Source organism: Streptomyces sp. NBC_01689 (assembly GCF_036250675.1).
Classification (GTDB): Bacteria; Actinomycetota; Actinomycetes; order Streptomycetales; family Streptomycetaceae; genus Streptomyces.
In genome coordinates, this window is record NZ_CP109592.1 from 4,722,830 (window position 1) to 4,742,443 (window position 19,614).

General features: G+C 71.3%; 10 protein-coding genes and 1 tRNA gene. 1 reads left to right on the forward strand and 10 read right to left on the reverse strand.

The window, feature by feature from the left end:
* Positions 1–162: 162 nt before the first annotated feature.
* Positions 163–1,059 carry a glycosyltransferase family 2 protein gene (locus tag OG776_RS20030; RefSeq protein ID WP_261994841.1) on the reverse strand — a complete coding sequence of 299 codons (897 nt, stop codon included), beginning with the start codon at positions 1,057–1,059 and terminating at the stop codon, positions 163–165.
* A gap of 490 nt (positions 1,060–1,549) precedes the next feature.
* Between OG776_RS20030 and OG776_RS20035 the strand changes: the two genes are divergently transcribed.
* Positions 1,550–2,008, forward strand: a complete 459-nt coding sequence (locus OG776_RS20035; protein ID WP_187285873.1) for a MarR family winged helix-turn-helix transcriptional regulator — start codon at positions 1,550–1,552, stop codon at positions 2,006–2,008.
* 1,515 nt (positions 2,009–3,523) lie between these two features.
* Here OG776_RS20035 and OG776_RS20040 read toward each other — a convergent pair.
* The 9 genes from OG776_RS20040 to OG776_RS20080 form a co-directional block, all read right to left on the reverse strand.
* A tRNA-Thr gene (locus OG776_RS20040) sits at positions 3,524–3,597 on the reverse strand.
* 107 nt (positions 3,598–3,704) lie between these two features.
* Positions 3,705–5,318, reverse strand: a complete 1,614-nt coding sequence (locus OG776_RS20045) for an alpha/beta hydrolase (protein WP_148012333.1) — start codon at positions 5,316–5,318, stop codon at positions 3,705–3,707.
* A gap of 146 nt (positions 5,319–5,464) precedes the next feature.
* Positions 5,465–6,670 (reverse strand): DNA polymerase III subunit delta', encoded by a 1,206-nt coding sequence (locus tag OG776_RS20050; RefSeq protein WP_148012334.1) that lies wholly within the window; start codon positions 6,668–6,670, stop codon positions 5,465–5,467.
* 354 nt (positions 6,671–7,024) lie between these two features.
* Positions 7,025–10,429, reverse strand: coding sequence for a dTMP kinase (tmk, locus tag OG776_RS20055; protein ID WP_329321982.1), 3,405 nt, complete (start codon positions 10,427–10,429; stop codon positions 7,025–7,027).
* Between the two features lie 114 nt (positions 10,430–10,543).
* On the reverse strand, positions 10,544–13,357 hold the full coding sequence (gene topA / locus OG776_RS20060) for a type I DNA topoisomerase (RefSeq protein ID WP_148012336.1): 2,814 nt from the start codon (positions 13,355–13,357) through the stop codon (positions 10,544–10,546).
* Positions 13,358–13,593: 236 nt separating this feature from the next.
* A complete protein-coding gene (locus OG776_RS20065) occupies positions 13,594–13,791 on the reverse strand; it encodes a hypothetical protein (RefSeq protein WP_148012337.1) in 198 nt (65 codons plus the stop codon).
* Between the two features lie 613 nt (positions 13,792–14,404).
* The gene (locus OG776_RS20070; RefSeq protein WP_187285874.1) at positions 14,405–15,934 is read right to left on the reverse strand and encodes a DUF7059 domain-containing protein; all 1,530 of its coding nucleotides are present in this window, start codon (positions 15,932–15,934) and stop codon (positions 14,405–14,407) included.
* A 235-nt stretch (positions 15,935–16,169) separates the two neighbouring features.
* Positions 16,170–16,760, reverse strand: a complete 591-nt coding sequence (locus OG776_RS20075; RefSeq protein WP_148012339.1) for an oligoendopeptidase F family protein — start codon at positions 16,758–16,760, stop codon at positions 16,170–16,172.
* 203 nt (positions 16,761–16,963) lie between these two features.
* Complete coding sequence (locus tag OG776_RS20080) at positions 16,964–19,369, reverse strand: sodium-translocating pyrophosphatase (protein ID WP_148012340.1); 2,406 nt, start codon at positions 19,367–19,369, stop codon at positions 16,964–16,966.
* Positions 19,370–19,614: the final 245 nt, after the last annotated feature.

Sequence of the window (19,614 nt, forward strand, 5' to 3'; positions counted from 1 at the left end):
GGCTGATGGGATCAGGGCATCGGATCTGGCCCGACGGTGCGCGCGTTTGACGCGTAACTCGGGGGAGTGTCGCCGCCGTGGCCGGATCCGGGGACAGAGAGGGCCCCGGTCGGCGGAGGTGAACGACCGGGGCCTTCGTCGTCCCCGGTACCCGGCGGACCGTCAGATGACGGGCGGCCGTCCGAGCCGCGTGAGCCGCCAGACCGTCCGCCACCGCATCGGCTGACGCCTGCCGCCGGACTCGCGCAGGCCTTCCGCGAAACCGCCGAACCAGGCCCGCAGCCCGCCCAGCGACCGGGTCCGTACGAGTGTGAGCAGCACCCAGATCCCCAGGTGCACGGGGATGAGCGCGAGGGGCAGCCGGCGGCGGGTGAGCCAGACCCGGTTGCGGGCGGTGACCCGGTAGTAGATGGCGTGCCGTGCGGGCGAGGTCTTCGGGTGCTGGAGCAGCAGTTCGGGCTCGTACAGCACGGTCCACCCGGCGTCGATGGCACGCCAGGCCATGTCGGTCTCCTCGTGGGCGAAGAAGAACTCGGCCGGCCAGTCGCCGATCTCCGCCACCATGGGCATCGACAGGGCGTGGCCACCGCCGAGGAACCCGGTGACCGGGCCGCCGCGCATCGGGTCCTTCGCCCCGACCCGGGGCACGTGCCGGCGCTGGGTCTCCCCGTTCTCGTCGGCGATCCGGAAGCCGACGATGCCGAGGCGCGGGTCGGCGGCGTACAGGTCGCGGACCTTGCGCAGGACGTCCGCGTCGACGAGCAGCCCGTCGTCGTCGAGTTCGACCACGACGTCCACGTCCCCGAACTCCGCGAGCCTGGCGAGGCCCACGTTCCGTCCGCCCGGGCAGCCGAGGTTCTCGTCGACCTCCACGGTGGTCACCTCACCGGGCAGTCCGAGCCGTTCGGCGAAGTCGGGCAGCGGGCACCCGTTCCCCACGATCACGATCCGGGCGGGCGGCACGTCCTGCTTGGCCACCGAGGTGAGCAGCGCGTCGACCTCGACGGGCCGGTTGCCCATCGTCACGACGGCAACGGCGATCCGTGGACCCTCCGGCACGACACCACTCCATCCCAGGCCGACAACACTGCCCGCGATGCTAGCTGTTCACCGGGCGTATCCCTCAGGTACGCCCGGCTTTCCTCTCCGCGCATGCGGTTCCTCACGCCGTTCACGGCTCCCCACGGGGCTCGCCTCGGCGCACGGGATCCGGCCCCGGCCACCTGGCGGACCCGCGTCCGGCCCGGTCAGGGGCTCGCCCCGGCCTTCCGGCCGCGCGATCAGGGGCGAACCTACTCGGCGCGGCGACCGCCGCCACGGGAGCACGCCCGGAAGTCCGCCGACTCTCACCGACTCTTGACGGACGCCGCGGACCGCCGCCTCGCCATCACCGCCAGGACCGGACATCAGGGACACATCGAGGGCCAGGGATCAGACCTCCCAATGTGCACGGTACATGTCTCGTGTATAATGCACATACGAGTGGTATATCTAGCCGCAGCCAGTTCTCCTGACAGGGGAGCGAGCCGGAGACTGAAGGATGCCTCGCGTGGACAAGCCACTTGATCTGCTGGAATTCGAGACCATGCTGCTCGGGCGGCACATGCACATGCTCAACCCGCGGGCACGTGGAGCCGGCGAGGAGCGTCTGGACCGCAGCGCGTACGTCCTGCTCAGCCGCATCCAGGCGCAGGGGCCGATGTCGATCGGCGAGTTCAGCGAGGCCTTCGGCCTCGACGCCTCGACCCTCAACCGCCAGACCGCCGCGATGGTGCGGGCCGGGGTCGTCGAGCGCATGCCCGACCCCGAGGGGGGCATGGCCCGCAAGTTCTCCATCACCGCCGAGGGCGAGCGCCGTCTCGACATCCACCGGACCGAGAACCTGGAAGGTCTGGAGAAGGTGATGGTGGACTGGACGGCCGAGGACGTGGCCGAGTTCGCCGCCTACCTCAGCCGCTTCAACCGCGACATCGAACGCCTCGACGGACGCCCCTGGCCACGGGGTTGACCCCGCCGGGTCCAGGGGGTGGAGGCTCGGGTCCGATGGCGACCGGGGTTCACCGGACGGTGCGAGAACGCGTCGCATGGCTCGGCGGAAGAGCGCGACGGATTCTGCCGGGCGTCGGCGCGCTCGTTTCTATTTCCCGGGTGGTTGGGTGACGACGATTCGCCAGATCACCGAATCGGCCGCCGAGAACTTCCACGCCAGTTCATGCATTTGGGCGTGTGGTATCTCGGCGGTGAATACACCGGTCCCGTCACCGCACTGAGACCGGGCGAGACGCTTTCCGGTGGCGATGACGCCGAATTGGGAGGGACCGGCGCATGTCCACATCACCGTGATGGATGAGGCCTTCCCCGCCGACGCGGGAAGCGTGACACCGCCCTTACCGTGACCCGATTTCGTGTACAGCGTCTTCGATCCGACAGGGAGTGACGACCGGATCGGATCGGGAAGACGGTCCGGACTCGTCGGGGTCTGTACCGGAGAGGGGGGCGCGCCGGTCCCGGGCGTCGCCTGTGCCGGAGACCGCGTCGCCCCGCGGGTGGCGGTCGCCCGGGAGTGAGCTCCCCCGGAACAGGCCGACACAAGCACCAGGGCCGACAGGCCGGCGGCCAGCAGGGACAGCTTCATCAGATCGTCCTCGACTCACGAGTGGGCGATGCAGGGCGAGAGTGCCGGAAGCTAGGCGGTCCCGTGGTTCGAGACGGTCCACTTACAGCCGCCGTCGGCTGCCCGCCCGACCCGAGCGTCTCCATCACCGAGTCCCGGACGGATGGCTCGCCCTCGGCTCGAAGGGATATTCCTTCAACTGGGAGAAGGGTTCCTACAAGCGCAGCGGCTGTGCATGCTCGAGTTATGGCGTTCGTTGTTCCCTCCGTTGTCGCTCCCCCTGGGAGCGACATGAACAGAACAATCGCGGACCGCCTGGGTGATCGTCAAGGAAACTCGACTGATCTGAGCGAGATTTGAGCATGACGATTGAACATGAGCCATTGGCTATGGAGTGGCCTTGTAGGCAAGCAATCGGAATCTCATGCTCCGTCAGTGCCCATCGACCCGCGACCGCGAGAACATTATCCTTTTGGCGATCTCTTTGCTCAAACAATGAGCCCGAAGGATTGATCCTTGAATCTACCTCGATCTTTTCATGACAGTTCGCCGGACAGCCCGATGGACCGCTTTGATCGGTACCGGCAGTGACCGGCGGGGAGGCGTCTGCGGGTGCTGCGGGTGCTGCGGGACGCGAGGTCGGTGGAGCGGCTCTCGGCTCTCGGCTCTCGGCTCTCGGCTCTCGGCTCTCGGCTCTCGGCCGGGACCCTGCCGGTGCGCGCGCCAAGGGGCTCTCGGCGCCCCGCACGCTGGTACTGGCCCGCCCCGACATCTGCCCCTCAGCACCGCGACTGAGACCAGGAACGAGACCGGGGACCGCCGCGCGGCTCGTGCACGGCGCCGCCGCCGTATTCAGTAAAAAGCAAAAGCCCCAGGTCACGGCGAGTGAGAATCCTGGGGCTTCCACAGAGCCGCCTTCGGGATTCGAACCCGAGACCTACGCATTACGAGTGCGTTGCTCTGGCCATCTGAGCTAAGGCGGCGCGCTGTCCGCACTATGGTGCGATCAGCAACGTCGGTAAGTCTACACAGTTTCCGGGGGTGCTCCGTACACGCCCCGGAGGGCCCGGTTCCGGGGCGTGCGGGAGGGCTATGAGCAGCGCTTTCCCCGGGGCGGAGGGGTTCCGTCGAGGAGGTAGCCGTTGATCGCGGAGTCGATGCAGGTGCTGCCCCGGCCGTAGGCGGTGTGCCCGTCACCGACGTACGTCAGGAGCGTGGCGGAGGAGAGCTGCCCGGCGAGGGACTGCGCCCAGGCGTACGGGGTGGCCGGGTCCCGGGTGGTGCCGACCACCAGGATCGGGCCCGCGCCCTTCGCCTCGATGCGATGGGGCTCGCCCGTCGGTTTCACGGGCCAGTACGCGCAGTTCAGTGCGGCCCAGGCCAGCCCCTCACCGAAGACGGGGGACGCCTTCTCAAAGGCGGGGAGGCTCTTCTCCAGCTGCCCGGGGCCGGAGAAGGCGGACGGGAGGTCGAGGCAGTTCACGGCCGCGTTCGCGAACATCAGGTTCGTGTAGTGGCCCTTGGCGTCCCGCTCGTAGTAGCTGTCCGAGAGGGCGAGCAGGCCGGCGCCGTCCTTGTCCTTCATCGCCGCGCCGAGCGCCTCGCGCAGCTGCGGCCAGGCCGACTGGTCGTACATCGCCGCGATCACGCCCGTCGTCGCGAGGGACTCGGTGAGCTGACGACGGTCGGGGTCACCCGTCGGGATCGGGTTCGAGTCGAGCTTCTTGAAGAAGGCGCTGAGGTTCTTGCCCACCTGGCCGGGGCTCGTGCCACGGCCGCCCAGCGGGCAGTCCGCATGCCGCACGCAGTCCTTCGCGAAGGACTGGAAGGCCGTCTCGAAGCCCGCCGTCTGGTCCTTGTTGAGGGTGCGGGCGTCGATCGAGGGGTCCAGCGCGCCGTCCAGGACCATGCGGCCCACCCGCCGCGGATACAGGCCCGCGTACGTCGCGCCCAGGAACGTCCCGTACGACGCCCCCACGTAGTTCAGCTTCTGGTCGCCCAGCGCCGCGCGCACGATGTCCATGTCCCGGGCCGTCTCGACCGTGGACACATGGCGCAGCACCTTGGGCGAGTGCCGGGCACACCCCTCGGCGAACTTCTTGTACGCCTCGACCAGTTCGTCGGTCTCCCTGACGTTGTCGGGCGTCATGTCCGTCTTCGTGAAGGTGTCCATCTCGGGACCGCTGAGGCATTCGATCGGCTCACTGCGGGCCACTCCGCGCGGGTCGACGGCGACCATGTCGTAGCGGGCGCGGATCTTCGCCGGGTAGCCGAGGCCGGCGTACGACTGGAGGTAGCCGACCGCCGAGCCGCCCGGGCCACCGGGGTTGACCAGCAGGGAGCCGATCCGCTTCCCCGGGCCCGTGGCCTTCTTGCGGGCGACGGCCAGCTTGATGGCGCCCGAGGCCGGGTCGTCGTAGTCGAGCGGCACCTTCATGGTGGTGCATTCGAAGCCGGGCGCACCGCAGGAACGCCAGGTCGGCTTCTGCTCGTAGTACGACGTCAGCGCCGCCGGCGTGGAGTCGGGCAGCGGGGCCAGAACCGCCCCGGTCTCCTTGGGCGACGACGCCGTCGGATGCGAGGCCGACGCCTCCGACGCCGTCGTGGTGAGACTTCCCGAGGAGCAGGCGGAGACGAGCAGCGTCGTGGCGGCCAGCAGCATGCCGCCCCTGCGCAGGGGCCTGAGGATGCGCCTGAAGTACATTCCGCGAGCGTAACCTCACGCGATCGTTCGATCACCTTCAGTGGCGTACGCGCCTCGGACGAGTGACATCGTCAACCTCAGGTGCCGCCCGGGCTCCGCCGCGTTTCCGGGCGCGCCCGGCCACGCATCCGCTCGTCCGCCGCCCCTCAGCCCGCGCGCAGCGCCATGGTCATCGCCTCCACCGCCAGCAGCGGGGCCACGTTGCGGTCGAGGGCCTCACGGCACGCGGCGATGGCGTCGATCCGGCGCAGGGTGGCCTCCGGCGAGCTGCCGCGGGCCAGTCTCTCCAGCGCGTCCGCGGAGTCCGCGTTGGCGAGGGCCAGGCGGGAGCCGAGCTGGAGGGCGAGGACGTCACGGTAGAAACCCGTGAGGTCGATGAGCGCGAGGTCCAGGCTGTCGCGCTGGGTACGCGTCCTGCGGCGCTTCTGCCGGTCCTCCAGGTCCTTCATGACGCCCGCGGTGCCGCGCGGCATGCGTCCGCCCTGGACCGCGCCGAGGGCGGCCTTCAGCTCCTCGGTCTCCTTCACGTCGACCTCCTCGGCGAGCTGTTTCGCGTCCTCCGAGGCCGTGTCGACCAGTTCTTGGGCCGCCCTGAGGCAACCACCGACGTCGTCGACCCGGAGCGGGAGCCTGAGGACGGCGGCCCGGCGCTCACGAGCGCGGGGATCCGTGGCGAGACGCCGGGCCCGCCCGATGTGCCCCTGGGTCGCGCCGGCGGCGGCCGCGGCGACCTCGGGGTCGATGCCGTCACGCCGTACGAGGAGGTCGGCGACCGCTTCCACCGGTGGTGTGCGCAGCGTCAGCAGGCGGCAGCGGGAGCGGATGGTGGGCAGGACGTCCTCGATGGAGGGTGCGCACAGCAGCCATACCGTGCGCGGAGCGGGCTCCTCGACGGCCTTCAGCAGCACGTTGCCCGCGCCCTCCGTCAGACGGTCCGCGTCCTCCAGGACGATGACCTGCCAGCGCCCGACGGCGGGCGACATCTGGGCGCGGCGGACCAGATCCCGGGTCTCCTTCACACCGATGGAGAGGAGGTCGGTGCGGACGATCTGCACGTCCGAGTGGGTGCCGACCAGGCTGGTGTGGCAGCCGTCGCAGAAACCGCAGCCGGGGACTCCGCCCAGCGCGCGGTCGGGGCTCACGCACTGGAGCGCCGCGGCGAAGGCACGCGCCGCGGTGGAACGGCCCGAGCCGGGCGGGCCGGTGAACAGCCAGGCGTGAGTCATGCTGGACGCCTCGGGGGGCGCGGTGGCCCCGGCGACGGCCGTGACCTGGGCGTCGGCGTCCCGCGCGGCGGCGGCGAGCTGCTCGCTCACCTTGTCCTGGCCCACCAGGTCGTCCCATACGGGCACGGGGCACCGCCCTTTCGTCGCGCTCTGCCTTCCCGCGTCCATTGTGCGGGTCACCACTGACAGCCAGGACCCACGGACCCAACGCCCCAAGGCCCCAGGACCCACGGGCGACCGACCCGACGTCAGCGGCACGCGGGAGCCGAGCTGAGCCGGTCCGGTCCGGGGCCGCCGAGGAGAACCCCGCCCCGCAGGCCCGCAGGATGACGGCCGCAAGCCGGGGAGCGTACGGCGAGGCGGAGAGCGCACGACGAGGTCGGCACCCTCACGTCCGGTCAGCCGGCCGCCCGGGCCACGCCTCTCGACGGCACCGCCACCGCGGCGACGGTCACGGACACCAGGGCGACCACCCCGGCGTCAGCGGCGCCGTCCTCCACGTCCGTCGTGCCCGTCGTCGTGCCCGTCGTCCGCCTCGTCGTCGTCCCGCGGGCCCAGCAGCTCGTCCGCGAGGGTGGGCAGGTCGTCGAGGGGGGTCTCCTCGGCCCAGTCGGGCCGGGGGCGGCGCCGGGGCGTGCCCGAGGCGTCGACCTGGGGCAGCTCGCGGGTGCGGTCCACCGTGTCGTCGGAACGCCGTGCCGCCGGCCGTTCGTCCCGGAAGTACCCCGGGGGCACCCGGCCCGCCGCGTCCCCGCCCCCGGCGCCGTCGACCCGGTCCCGGTTCCTGCCCCTGGCGTCCTCGGAGTCGCCGTCGCGCACCGGACGAAGTACCGCCGTCTCGTCGGCGGCGTGGGGGGGCACCGGCGGCAGGACGGCCGTCTCGTCCACCGCGCCCCCGACCGCCGGGAGCACCGCCGTCCGCTCCGTGGAGCCCTCCGGGACGGGCGGCTTCGGCAGCTTGGCCGTCTCCTCGGAATCGGACCGCGCACCGCCGCGACCGTCCCTGTCCCGTACCGGTGGCAGCTTCGCCGTGTCGTCGACCGCGCCGCCCGGTGTCTCCGGAGGAGTGACGACCGGCGTCGGCACGGTCGTCTCGTTGTCGGACTCCGCGCGGGCACCGGCGCCCGCGCCGGCCGTACGAGCACCGGTGCCCGTACCGGCCGGGTTCGCGGCGGGGGCCGAAGCCCGCGCCGGACCGGAGTCGGACGCGGCCGGGGTCGCGGAGGCCCCGGAGGACGGCGAAGTCCCGGTCGACGGCGAGGTCGCGGCGGCGCTCACGGCGGCCGCGGCCGCCGCCGAAGCGGCCGCCGTCTCCGCCGCCGCGCGCCGTGCCCGCTCGGCGCGCATCAGCGCCTCCTCGGCCTTGCGCTGCTTCTCCACCCGCCGGGCCTCCGCCTCGGCGCGCAGCCGGGCCTCCTCCTCGGCCTGCTTGCGCAGCCGTTCCTGCTCGGCGGCCCTGACCTTCTCCCGGGCCAGCAGGCGGGCCCGCTCCTCCTCGGCCCGGCGGCGGGCGTCCTCGGCACGCCGCTGGGCCTCCTCCGCCTGCCGCTCCGCCTCGCGGCGCTGGGCCTCCTCCAGCTCGCGCTGCTTGCGTTCCTCTTCCTCCGCGCGCAGCCGGGCGAGCTGTTCCTGACGCTCGCGCTCCTGGCGCTCCTCCTCGGCCTTGCGGGCGGCCTCTTCCTCGGCCTTGCGCCGGGCCTCCTCCTCGGCCGCCTTGCGCGCCTCCTCCTGGGCCTTCACCTCGGCCTCGGAGAGCGGCAGCATCACGTCGAGCCGGTGCCGGACGACGGTGGTGACCGCCTCGGGCTCCTGCGCGGCGTCGACGACCAGGTAGCGGCCGGGGTCGGCGGCGGCCAGCGTCAGGAATCCGGACCGCACGCGCGTGTGGAACTCGACGGGCTCCGACTCCAGCCGGTCCGGCGCCTCCGTGAACCGCTCGCGTGCCGCCTCCGGGGAGACGTCGAGCAGCACCGTCAGGTGCGGCACCAGGCCGTCGGTCGCCCACCGGTTGATGCGGGCGACCTCCGTCGGCGACAGGTCGCGGCCGGCGCCCTGGTAGGCGACGGAGGAGTCGATGTAGCGGTCGGAGACGACGACGGCACCGCGTTCCAGCGCGGGCCGCACCACCGTGTCCACGTGCTCCGCGCGGTCGGCGGCGTACAGCAGCGCCTCCGCGCGGTGCGACAGCCCCGCCGACGACACGTCCAGCAGGATCGACCGCAGCCGCTTGCCGACCGGCGTGGCACCGGGCTCGCGGGTCACCACGACCTCGTGTCCCTTGGCCCGGATCCACTCGGCGAGCGCCTCGGCCTGGGTCGACTTCCCGGCTCCGTCGCCGCCCTCCAGGGCGATGAAGAACCCGTTCGCGGCGGTCGTCGGCAGCGGGTCGTCGCCGCCGCGCAGCGCGTCCAGCAGGTCGTGGCGCAGCGGCACGCCCGAGCGGTCGTCGACCTTGGCGAGCACCAGGGCGGCGACGGGCAGCAGCAGAGCGCCGACGAGCATCAGGGTGAAGGCGGCGCCGCCGTGCGCGAACACGAACTTGCCGTTCTCCAGGCGGTGCGGTCCGATCGCCGCGGCCACCAGGGGTGCCAGCAGCGCGCCGAGCGCCACCGAGACCCGTACGACCGCGTTCAGGTGTTCGGTGGTGCGGGACCGCCGGTACTCCTCGGTCTCCAGGTCGAGCAGCGCGTGACCGGTGTTCGCGGCGACGCCCGCGCCGACGCCGGCGAGGCCGACGATCAGCAGCACGGTGGTCACGTCCGGGACCAGTCCGGCGGCCAGCAGGGCGATACCGGTGAAGGCGATCGCGAGGGAGAGCAGCCGGCGGCGGGACAGCGACGGCAGCACCTTCGGGGCGGTTCGGATGCCGATGACGACACCGCCGGTGAGCGCCAGTACCAGCAGCCCGTACATGACCGGTCCGCCGCCCAGGTCCTTGGCCTGGAGCACGGAGACGGCGACGGCGGCCGCGATCGCCGCGGCGACGGCCGAGCAGGCGAGCACCAGGAGCGGGATCACGCCGGTGCGGCCCTTGTCGACGTCCGTGCCCGTCTTCGGGCGGCGCAGGCCCTCCAGGGGCGAGCGGGCCCGAGGAGTGCGGGTGCCGGGCAGTTCGAGGAACGTGAGCACGGAGAGCGAGGCGGCGAACAGCCCGGCGGCGACGTACGAGGCGAGGGCGGCCTGGTGCTGGTCGAACCAGGCGATCCCGGAGCCCAGCAGGTTGTTGACGAGGGACACCGCGACGAGCGTGGCCGCCGCCAGCGGCACGGCCACGAACCCGGTGCGCAGGGAGAGGCGCCGCAGCGCGTCCATGTGGTCCGGCAGCGGGCGCACGGTGGCGCCCTCCAGGGGCGGCGCGGGCAGCAGGGCGGGGGCCGCGCCCTCCCGGCTGACCGTCCAGAAGCGCTCGGCGACCCCGGTCACGAACGCGACGACCAGGAGGACGGCGAGGGCGTCGTCCGGTGTCCAGTCGATCCACAGGGGTGCCACGATCAGCAGCAGGGCGCGCAGCCCGTCGGCGCCGACCATGGTCCAGCGCCGGTCGAGCGGGCCGTCCTTCGACGTCAGCGAGGTGAGCGGGCCCAGCAGGACCGCTCCGAAGAGCAGCGTCGCCAGCACGCGCGCCGCGAAGACCGCGGACACGGCGAGGGCGACACCGCGGTAACCGCCGCCGAAGGAGCCCTCGGCGACCGCAGCCTGGAGGACGAGCACGACCAGGACGAGCAGGGCCAGGGCGTCGGCGACGCTCCCGACGAGGTGGGCACCCCAGAGGCGTTTCAGCTGCGGCTGGCGCAGCAGCGCGCGCACGGCGCGCTCGCGCGAATCCGCGACCAGGGCGTCGTCGGGGGTCGGAGTGTGGGCCGTAGGCTGCTCGGCTCGCGTCATTCTGCAAGCCTATCGGGATCCACTGACTGTCCGGAGGGGTGCCCGAACATGTGGACGCCCCCACACCGGAAGGTACGGGGGCGTCCACATGTGCCGGGCGGCGCCGGCCCGGTCTCAGCTCTCGGAAGCCGCCGTCTTCTTCGCCGCCGTCTTCTTGGCGGGCGCCTTCTTGGCGGCCGTCTTCGACGTCGTCGTCTTCTTCGCGGCCGCCTTCTTGGCAGGGGCCTTCTTGGCCGGCGTCTTCTTGGCGGCGGCCTTCTTCGCGGTCTTCTTGGCGGGGGCCTTGGCGCGCTTCTCGGCGAGCAGCTCGAAGCCGCGCTCCGGGGTGATGTCCTCGACGCTGTCGCCGGACCGCAGGGTCGCGTTGGTCTCGCCGTCGGTCACGTACGGGCCGAAGCGGCCGTCCTTGACGACGACGGGCTTCGCGCTGACCGGGTCCTCGCCCAGCTCCTTCAGCGGCGGCTTGGCGGCCGCGCGGCCCCGCTGCTTGGGCTGGGAGTAGATCTCCAGCGCCTCTTCGAGCGTGATGGTGAAGAGCTGGTCCTCGGTCTGCAGGGAGCGGGAGTCCGTGCCCTTCTTCAGGTACGGCCCGTAGCGCCCGTTCTGTGCGGTGATCTCCACGCCCTCGGCGTCCTTGCCGACGACGCGCGGCAGGGACATCAGTTTGAGGGCGTCCTGGAGGGTCACCGTGTCCAGCGACATGGACTTGAAGAGGGACGCGGTGCGCGGCTTGACGGCGTTCTTGCCCGTCTTCGGGGTGCCCTCGGGGAGCACCTCCGTGACGTACGGGCCGTAGCGGCCGTCCCGCGCGATGATCTGGCGGCCCGACTCCGGGTCGGCGCCGAGTTCGAAGTCGCCGCTCGGCTTGGCGAGCAGCTCCTCCGCCAGCTCGACGGAGAGTTCGTCCGGGGCCAGGTCCTCGGGCACGTCCGCGCGCTGGTGGTTCTCGGCGTCCTTCTCGCCGCGCTCGACGTACGGGCCGTAGCGGCCCACGCGGAGCACGATGTCGCTGCCGACGGGGAAGGACGACACCTCGCGGGCGTCGATGGCGCCCAGGTCGGTGACGAGCTCCTTGAGGCCGCCCAGGTGGTCACCGTCGCCGTTGCCGGCCTCGGCGGCACCCGTCGCCTCGCCCTCGCCGAAGTAGAAGCGCCTGAGCCACGGCACGGCGCGCGCCTCGCCGCGCGCGATGCGGTCGAGGTCGTCCTCCATCTTGGCGGTGAAGTCGTAGTCGACGAGCCGCCCGAAGTGCTTCTCCAGGAGGTTGACGACGGCGAAGCTCAGGAAGGACGGCACCAGGGCCGTGCCCTTCTTGAAGACGTAGCCGCGGTCGAGGATCGTGCCGATGATCGACGCGTACGTCGACGGACGGCCGATCTCGCGCTCTTCGAGCTCCTTGACCAGCGACGCCTCGGTGTAGCGGGCGGGCGGCTTGGTGGAGTGCCCGTCGACCGTGATCTCCTCGGCGGACAGCGGGTCGCCCTCGCCGACCTGGGGGAGACGGCGCTCGCGGTCGTCGAGCTCGGCGTTCGGGTCGTCCGCGCCCTCGACGTAGGCCTTCAGGAAGCCGTGGAAGGTGATCGTCTTGCCGGACGCGCTGAACTCGGCGTCCCGGCCGTCGGCGGCCCTGCCGGCGATCTTCACGGTGACGGAGTTGCCGACCGCGTCCTTCATCTGGGAGGCGACGGTCCGCTTCCAGATCAGCTCGTACAGCTTGAACTGGTCGCCGGTCAGACCCGTCTCGGCGGGGGTGCGGAAACGATCACCCGAGGGGCGGATCGCCTCGTGCGCCTCCTGCGCGTTCTTGACCTTTCCGGCGTACGTGCGCGGCTGGGCCGGCAGGTAGTCGGCACCGTACAGCTGCGTGACCTGGGTACGAGCGGCGGTGATCGCCGTGTCCGAGAGGGTCGTGGAGTCCGTACGCATGTACGTGATGAAGCCGTTCTCGTACAGCTTCTGGGCCACCTGCATGGTGGCCTTCGCGCCGAAGCCGAGCTTGCGCGAGGCCTCCTGCTGGAGGGTGGTCGTACGGAACGGCGCGTACGGCGAACGGCGGTACGGCTTGGACTCGACCGAGCGGACCGAGAAGGCGGTGTTCTCCAGGGCGGCGGCGAGCGCGCGGGCGTTCGTCTCGTCCAGGTGGAGTGTGTTCGCGCCCTTGATCTGGCCGAGCGAGTCGAAGTCGCGGCCCTGGGCGACGCGCTTGCCGTCGACCGCCGTGAGGCGGGCGACCAGGGAGGACGGGTCGGAGGCGTCGCCGCGGCGGCCGGTGCCGAAGGTGCCGGTCAGGTCCCAGTACTCGGCGGAACGGAAGGCGATGCGCTCGCGCTCCCGCTCGACGACGAGGCGGGTCGCCACGGACTGGACACGGCCCGCCGACAGCCGCGGCATGACCTTCTTCCACAGGACCGGCGAGACCTCGTAGCCGTAGAGACGGTCGAGGATGCGGCGGGTCTCCTGGGCGTCCACCATGCGCTGGTTGAGCTCGCGCGGGTTGGCGACGGCGCTGCGGATCGCGTCCTTGGTGATCTCGTGGAAGACCATCCGGTGGACGGGGACCTTGGGCTTCAGGACCTCCAGGAGGTGCCACGCGATGGCCTCGCCCTCGCGGTCCTCATCGGTGGCGAGGAAGAGTTCGTCGGAGTCCTTCAGCAGGTCCTTGAGCTTCTTGACCTGGGCTTTCTTGTCAGCGTTGACCACGTAGATCGGCTGGAAGTCGTGCTCGACGTCCACGCCGAGGCGGCGCACCTCGCCGGTGTACTCCTCCGGCACCTCCGCGGCGCCGTTGGGGAGGTCGCGGATGTGCCCGACGCTCGCTTCGACGACATAGCCGGGGCCGAGATAGCCCTTGATCGTCTTCGCCTTGGCAGGCGACTCGACGATGACGAGTCGGCGGCCGCCGTGTGCGGTGTCGCTGGTCGGGGACAACTTCGCTCTTCTCTCCGGTCGACGCAGGGGGTCTCCCCAGGCCTTGGTCCCGGGGGTCGGGTCATGCTGACGCTGCGGAGTGTGACGGTACATCCCGCCCCCGTGTCAAACGGGAAAAGCCCGCAACGGCCACTCGAACGGTAACCCGACTACCGCCATTCCTGCCGCCCGGAGTACGCAGCCGCCCTTCCGGCCCCATCCGGAGTGTGATCCCCCGGTTACCGGAGGCCCCGCCCTCACACGCGCGTGAAACACCACATCCCGAGTGCCAGCGCACCCACTCCGGCGACGCTCGCGAGCGTCGCCGATGCGACGCGGTTCACACCGGCGGCGATGGGCGCGCCCTGCCGCAGCCGCACCACCGTCCATGTCAGCAGAGCGCCTCCGAACAGGGCGAACGCCGTCCCCACGAAGATCGCCGGTCCACTTTCCATCGCTGTGCCTTCCGCCCCGGGTCCCAGGTTCGGGAGGCTGGCACGTCCTGGAAGCGACCGGGCGAACCTGTGGTGAACGCCGGGGGGACGGCACCCCATCGGCGGACCCGCACCGCCTGGTCGGCGGCCCGCGCGGCCGCCCTCAGGGAATTCCCGCCCCGCCGGAGCGGCTCGCCGGGCCCGGGAGTGTGGCGAATTCGTCGTCCCCGGTCCGGGCCGGGCCCGGCCCGCGCGTCTCCGAGACGGGTCCGCCGCGCTTCGGGAAGCGCCTCCGGTGCTTCCCGGGCCGGTGGACGGCGCACCTGCGCGGGGATCACCGGGAACGGCCGGCACCGGCCGGATGTTGGCCAAATCCACATCCCGCCGGACCCCGGACTCGCCGACGGACCCCGGAGGGGCGACCGGGCGAGCCGACGGGCCCGGACGGACGAGGAGACCGGGAGGGGTCCGGACGGGGGAAGGGACCCGGAGGGGTCCGGATGGGGGAACGGACCCGGAGGGACCGGGGACCCGGACGGAAGCCCGGGGCGCCGGACGGAAGCCCAGGGCCGCCGGACGGGAGCCCGAGGCGCCGACAGCCGACCCCCGCGTGGTCCGCCGGCAGGCGCCCGTGTCACTCGGCGGGTTCGAGGAACCCCTGTTCCACCAGCAGTCTGATCTGACCCGGCGTCCGGTCGCGCAGCAGCACCGGGTCCTCGCCGACCAGTTGGGCGATGGCGTCGAGGATCCGACCGGCGCTCAGCGTGCCGTCGCACACACCGGCGAAGCCCGCGCCCACCGTGTCCACCTTGGTGGCCCGCCGCATCCCGCGGTTCTGGCGCAGCACCACGTGCTCCGGGTCCTCGGCGCCGGGCAGCCCGACCTGTTCCTGGACCACCTCGGCGGTGAGCCTGAAGTGCCCGGCGAGCAGCGCCGCGTCGTCGCTGGCCCGCAGGAAGTCGACCCGGGCGAAGTGCGCGCGCACGGTGTCACCGAGCGGCTGCTCGACGGCGTGCGGCCATTCCTCGACCGTGATCGAGGGCTCGGCGGCCGCCGTCCTGCGCAGCGTGATCCACCCGAAGCCGACCGCCTTGACCTTGCGCGCCTCGAACTCGTCCAGCCAGGCGTCGTACCGGGCCTGGTACTCGGCGGGGTCGGCGCGGTGGTCGCCCGCGTCACGCAGCCACAACTCCGCGTACTGCGTGATGTCCTGGACCTCGCGCTGCACGATCCACGCGTCGCACCCGCGCGGCACCCAGGAGCGCAGCCGGTCCTGCCAGTCCTCACCCTCCACGTGCTGCCAGTTGGCCAGGAACTGGGCGTATCCCCCTTCGTTCAGCCGGTCACCCGACTGCTGAACGAGCGTGCGGCACAGATCGTCCCCGCCCATTCCGCCGTCGCGGTAGGTGAGCCGGGCGTCGGGCGAGATCACGAAGGGTGGGTTGGAGACGATCAGGTCGTACGTCTCGTCGGGCGCGAGCGGTTCGAAGAGCGAGCCCTCGCGCAGGTCGGCCGCCGGGGCGCCGGAGAGCGCGAGGGTGAGCGCGGTGATGTGCAGCGCGCGCGGGTTGAGGTCCGTCGCGGTCACGCGCGTGGCGTGCTGAGCCGCGTGCAGGGCCTGGATGCCGGAGCCGGTGCCGAGATCGAGCGCGGCGGCGACGGGCTCGCGGACCGTGATGCCGGCCAGGGTCGTGGACGCGCCGCCCACTCCGAGGACGACGCCCTCCTCACGGCTTCCGATGCCGCCCGCGCCGCCGACGGCGCAGCCGAGGTCGGACACGATGAACCAGTCCTCGCCGTCGGGTCCCCCGTACGGCCGGACGTCCACCGTCGCGGTGACCTCGTCCCCGCCCGTCCGGGCCAGCCAGCCGCTCTCCAGGCAGTCCTCGACCGGGAGCACGTCCGCCACGCGCGCGTGCGGCACGGGCTGCTGGAGCAGGAACAGCCGGACGAGCGTCTCCAGCGGTGTGTCCCCGCGGGTCGCGCGGAGTGCGGGCACGGTCTCGCTGCGCGCCAGCGCCGCGTAGGCGGGTGCGCCGAGCAGGTCGAGCATCCCGTCCGCGGTGAACGAGACGCCGAGCAGGGCGTCCCGCAGCCGGGCGGCGACGTCGACGCGGTCGGGCGAGGGCAACGGTGGCAGGCTGGTGTGACTCACATCCCCCATTGTGTCCGTTCACGCCGATCGGCACGCACTCCTGTGGATGACGGCACGCATACCTGTGGACAACGGCCGTACGCCTGTGGACAGACATGCCGGAGACCCGGCACGCGGGCGTGCCGGGTCCCCGTCGGGACACCTGTCGGGCGCCACTCCGGCCCAGCTCCAGCTGCGTACCGGGGCCTGTCCGGGGCGCCTACCGGGCCCTAGCCGCGCGGGCGGCGGCTCGCCCGGCCGCGGCTCAGCCCTGGGCCGCCGAGGGCGACGCCGACGTCTTGCAGCTCTCCTGCTTCGCCATCGCCTTGCCCACGTCACCCTCCTCCAGCTTCTTCAGGGCGTCGTTGCCGCTCTGGCTCAGCTTGGCGAGCTGCGTCGCGATGCCCTTGAGGCCGTCCGCGAACTTCGCCTGGTCCTTGGTGTCGAGCCCGTCGACCTGCTTCTTGAGTGCGGCGTAGGACGCGGAGATGCCGTTGAGTTCCTTCACGGCGTCCGTCTGCTTCCGCTTGCCGTCGGTGACATCGGGAGGCCCGGCACCGTCGACGGCGGCACCGATCGCCTTGTAGGCGTCCGACATGTCCTGGAAGGCCTGCGCGTCCGTGGTCCGGACGGCGTCCGGCGCGCTGTTGTCCGAGGTCTCCTTCTGGATCGCGGCGTTGGCGGCCTCGATCTTCTTGGCCTGCGGCTGTACGGCGTCGCAGACCTGCTTGGCCCAGGAGTTCAGCTTGTCGTCGTTGCCGTTGTCGCTGCTGCAGCCCGACAGCGCCAGTACCAGTACCGCACCGCCGGACAGTGCGGCCGTGAGCTTCTTGTTCACCGGATTGGTCCCTTCCATGGCTCTCGGCCCCGGAACATACACGCCATCCGGGCGACACCCGCGGGCCGTGCGTCCGATTGGTCCCTTATTGAAGCCATTTGCACCAAGCGAGAGAAGGCTCACGGCACGACGGTGAACGCACAGGGCGGGCGGGCGGCGCCTCAATACGCGCCGCCCGCCCGCCCGTTGGCCGATGTCCGGCCGGATGGAGAACCCAGGGACTACGAAACCACCGCCGCATCCGGCGACTTGGCGACCCGTTCCGCGTCCTCGTCGTCGCCCACGGCGATCCCGCGCCGCTTGGAGACGTACACCGCGCCCACGATCACGAGCAGCGAGAGCACCGCGATCAGAATGCGCAGGGCGAGGTTCTTGTCGTCGCCGTACGAGAACTTGACGACGGCCGGTGCGATCAGCAGCGCCACCAGGTTCATCACCTTCAGGAGCGGGTTGATCGCGGGTCCCGCGGTGTCCTTGAAGGGGTCGCCGACCGTGTCGCCGATCACCGTGGCGGCGTGGGCCTCACTGCCCTTGCCCCCGTGGTGACCGTCCTCCACCAGTTTCTTCGCGTTGTCCCACGCGCCGCCGGAGTTGGCGAGGAAGACGGCCATCAGCGTGCCGGTCCCGATCGCGCCCGCGAGGTACGAGCCGAGCGCGCCGACACCGAGCGTGAACCCGATGGCGATGGGCGCGAGGACCGCGAGCAGACCCGGAGTGGCCAGCTCCCGCAGGGCGTCCTTGGTGCAGATGTCGACGACCCGCCCGTACTCGGGCTTCTCCGTGTAGTCCATGATCCCGGGGTGCTCGCGGAACTGCCGCCGCACCTCGTAGACCACGGCCCCCGCGGAGCGCGACACGGCGTTGATCGCGAGACCCGAGAAGAGGAACACGACCGCCGCGCCGGCGATCAGCCCGACCAGGTTGTTGGGCTGCGAGATGTCCATCATCAGGTTCAGCGGCGCGCCGGGGCCGGAGACCTTCTCGCCCACGTCGTTCGCGGCCGACAGGATCGCGTCCCGGTAGGACCCGAAGAGCGCCGAGGCCGCGAGGACGGCCGTGGCGATCGCGATGCCCTTGGTGATGGCCTTGGTGGTGTTGCCCACCGCGTCCAGATCGGTGAGCACCTGCGCGCCCGCTCCCGTGACGTCGCCGGACATCTCCGCGATGCCCTGGGCGTTGTCGGAGACCGGTCCGAAGGTGTCCATCGCGACGATGACACCGACCGTGGTGAGCAGGCCGGTCCCGGCGAGCGCCACGGCGAAGAGCGCCAGCGTGATGGACGCGCCGCCGAGCAGGAAGGCCCCGTACACACCGAGGCCGATCAGCAGGGCGGTGTAGACGGCCGATTCGAGACCGATGGAGATGCCGGCGAGGACCACGGTGGCCGCGCCGGTGAGCGAGCTCTTGCCGATGTCCCGTACGGGACGTCGGGTGGTCTCCGTGAAGTAGCCGGTCAGCTGCTGGATCAGCGCGGCCATCACGATGCCGATCGCGACGGCCACCAGCGCGAGCATCCGCGGGTCGCCGCTCTTGCCCGCGATCGACGCGTCCGTGACGCCGTCCAGCCCGGAGTACTTCCCCGGCAGGTAGGCGAAGACGGCCACCGCGACCAGCACCAGCGAGATCACCGCGGAGACGAAGAAACCGCGGTTGATCGCGGACATGCCGCTGCGGTCGGAACGGCGCGGAGCCACCGCGAAGATGCCGATCATGGCCGTGAGGACGCCGATCGCGGGCACGATCAGCGGGAAGGCGAGCCCGGAGTCGCCGAACGCCGCCTTGCCGAGGATCAGCGCGGCGACGAGCGTGACGGCGTACGACTCGAAGAGGTCCGCGGCCATGCCGGCGCAGTCTCCGACGTTGTCGCCCACGTTGTCGGCGATGGTCGCGGCATTGCGCGGGTCGTCCTCCGGAATGCCCTGCTCGACCTTGCCGACCAGGTCGGCGCCGACGTCGGCGGCCTTGGTGAAGATGCCGCCGCCGACACGCATGAACATCGCGATCAGCGCGGCGCCGAGTCCGAATCCCTCCAGGACCTTCGGCGCGTCGGCCGCGTACACCAGCACCACGCAGGAGGCGCCCAGCAGACCGAGCCCCACCGTGAACATGCCGACGACGCCGCCCGTACGGAATGCGATCTTCATGGCTTTGTGCGAGACCGCGGTGAGATCCTTTTCGGGTTCACCCGCGGCCGGAGTCGCTTCCCGTGCCGCCGCGGCCACACGGACATTGCTCCGCACGGCGAGCCACATGCCGATGTATCCGGTGGTCGCCGAGAACACCGCGCCGATCAAGAAGAAGATCGACCTTCCGGCACGCTGATTCCAGTCGTCCGCGGGCAGCAGCATGAGCAGGAAGAACACCACGGCGGCGAATACCGCCAGAGTGCGCAACTGCCGCCCCAGATACGCGTTCGCGCCCTCCTGGACCGCTGCCGCGATCTTCTTCATGCTGTCGGTGCCCTCGCCGGCCGCGAGCACTTGTCGTACCAGAACCCCGGCGACCGCGAGGGCCGCCAGCGCGACGACACCGATGACCATCACGATCAGGCGGTTGTCGTCGGTCAGCACTGCGGCTGCGAAGGTTGTGGGGTGGTCAAACTGATGAGGGGTAGAAAGCCCCGCCATTCGTCCTCCTTGACGCTTGGGCTGAGCTCAAGATGTGGACGGATTGTAGGTACCGGAACCTGATCAAAACAGTACGCGGTAAACGGAATTCGCCTTCACATCCCCGTCAGCAAATGATCGACGGGTGTCCACAGAACCCAAAAGAGGTAATGCCCCAAAAGCGTTGACCCTTGATCACCCAATCGCGTGATTGATCGTGAACCAATTCACGAAAGGCGCGTGCAGTCATCTCACCTGCCCGGGCG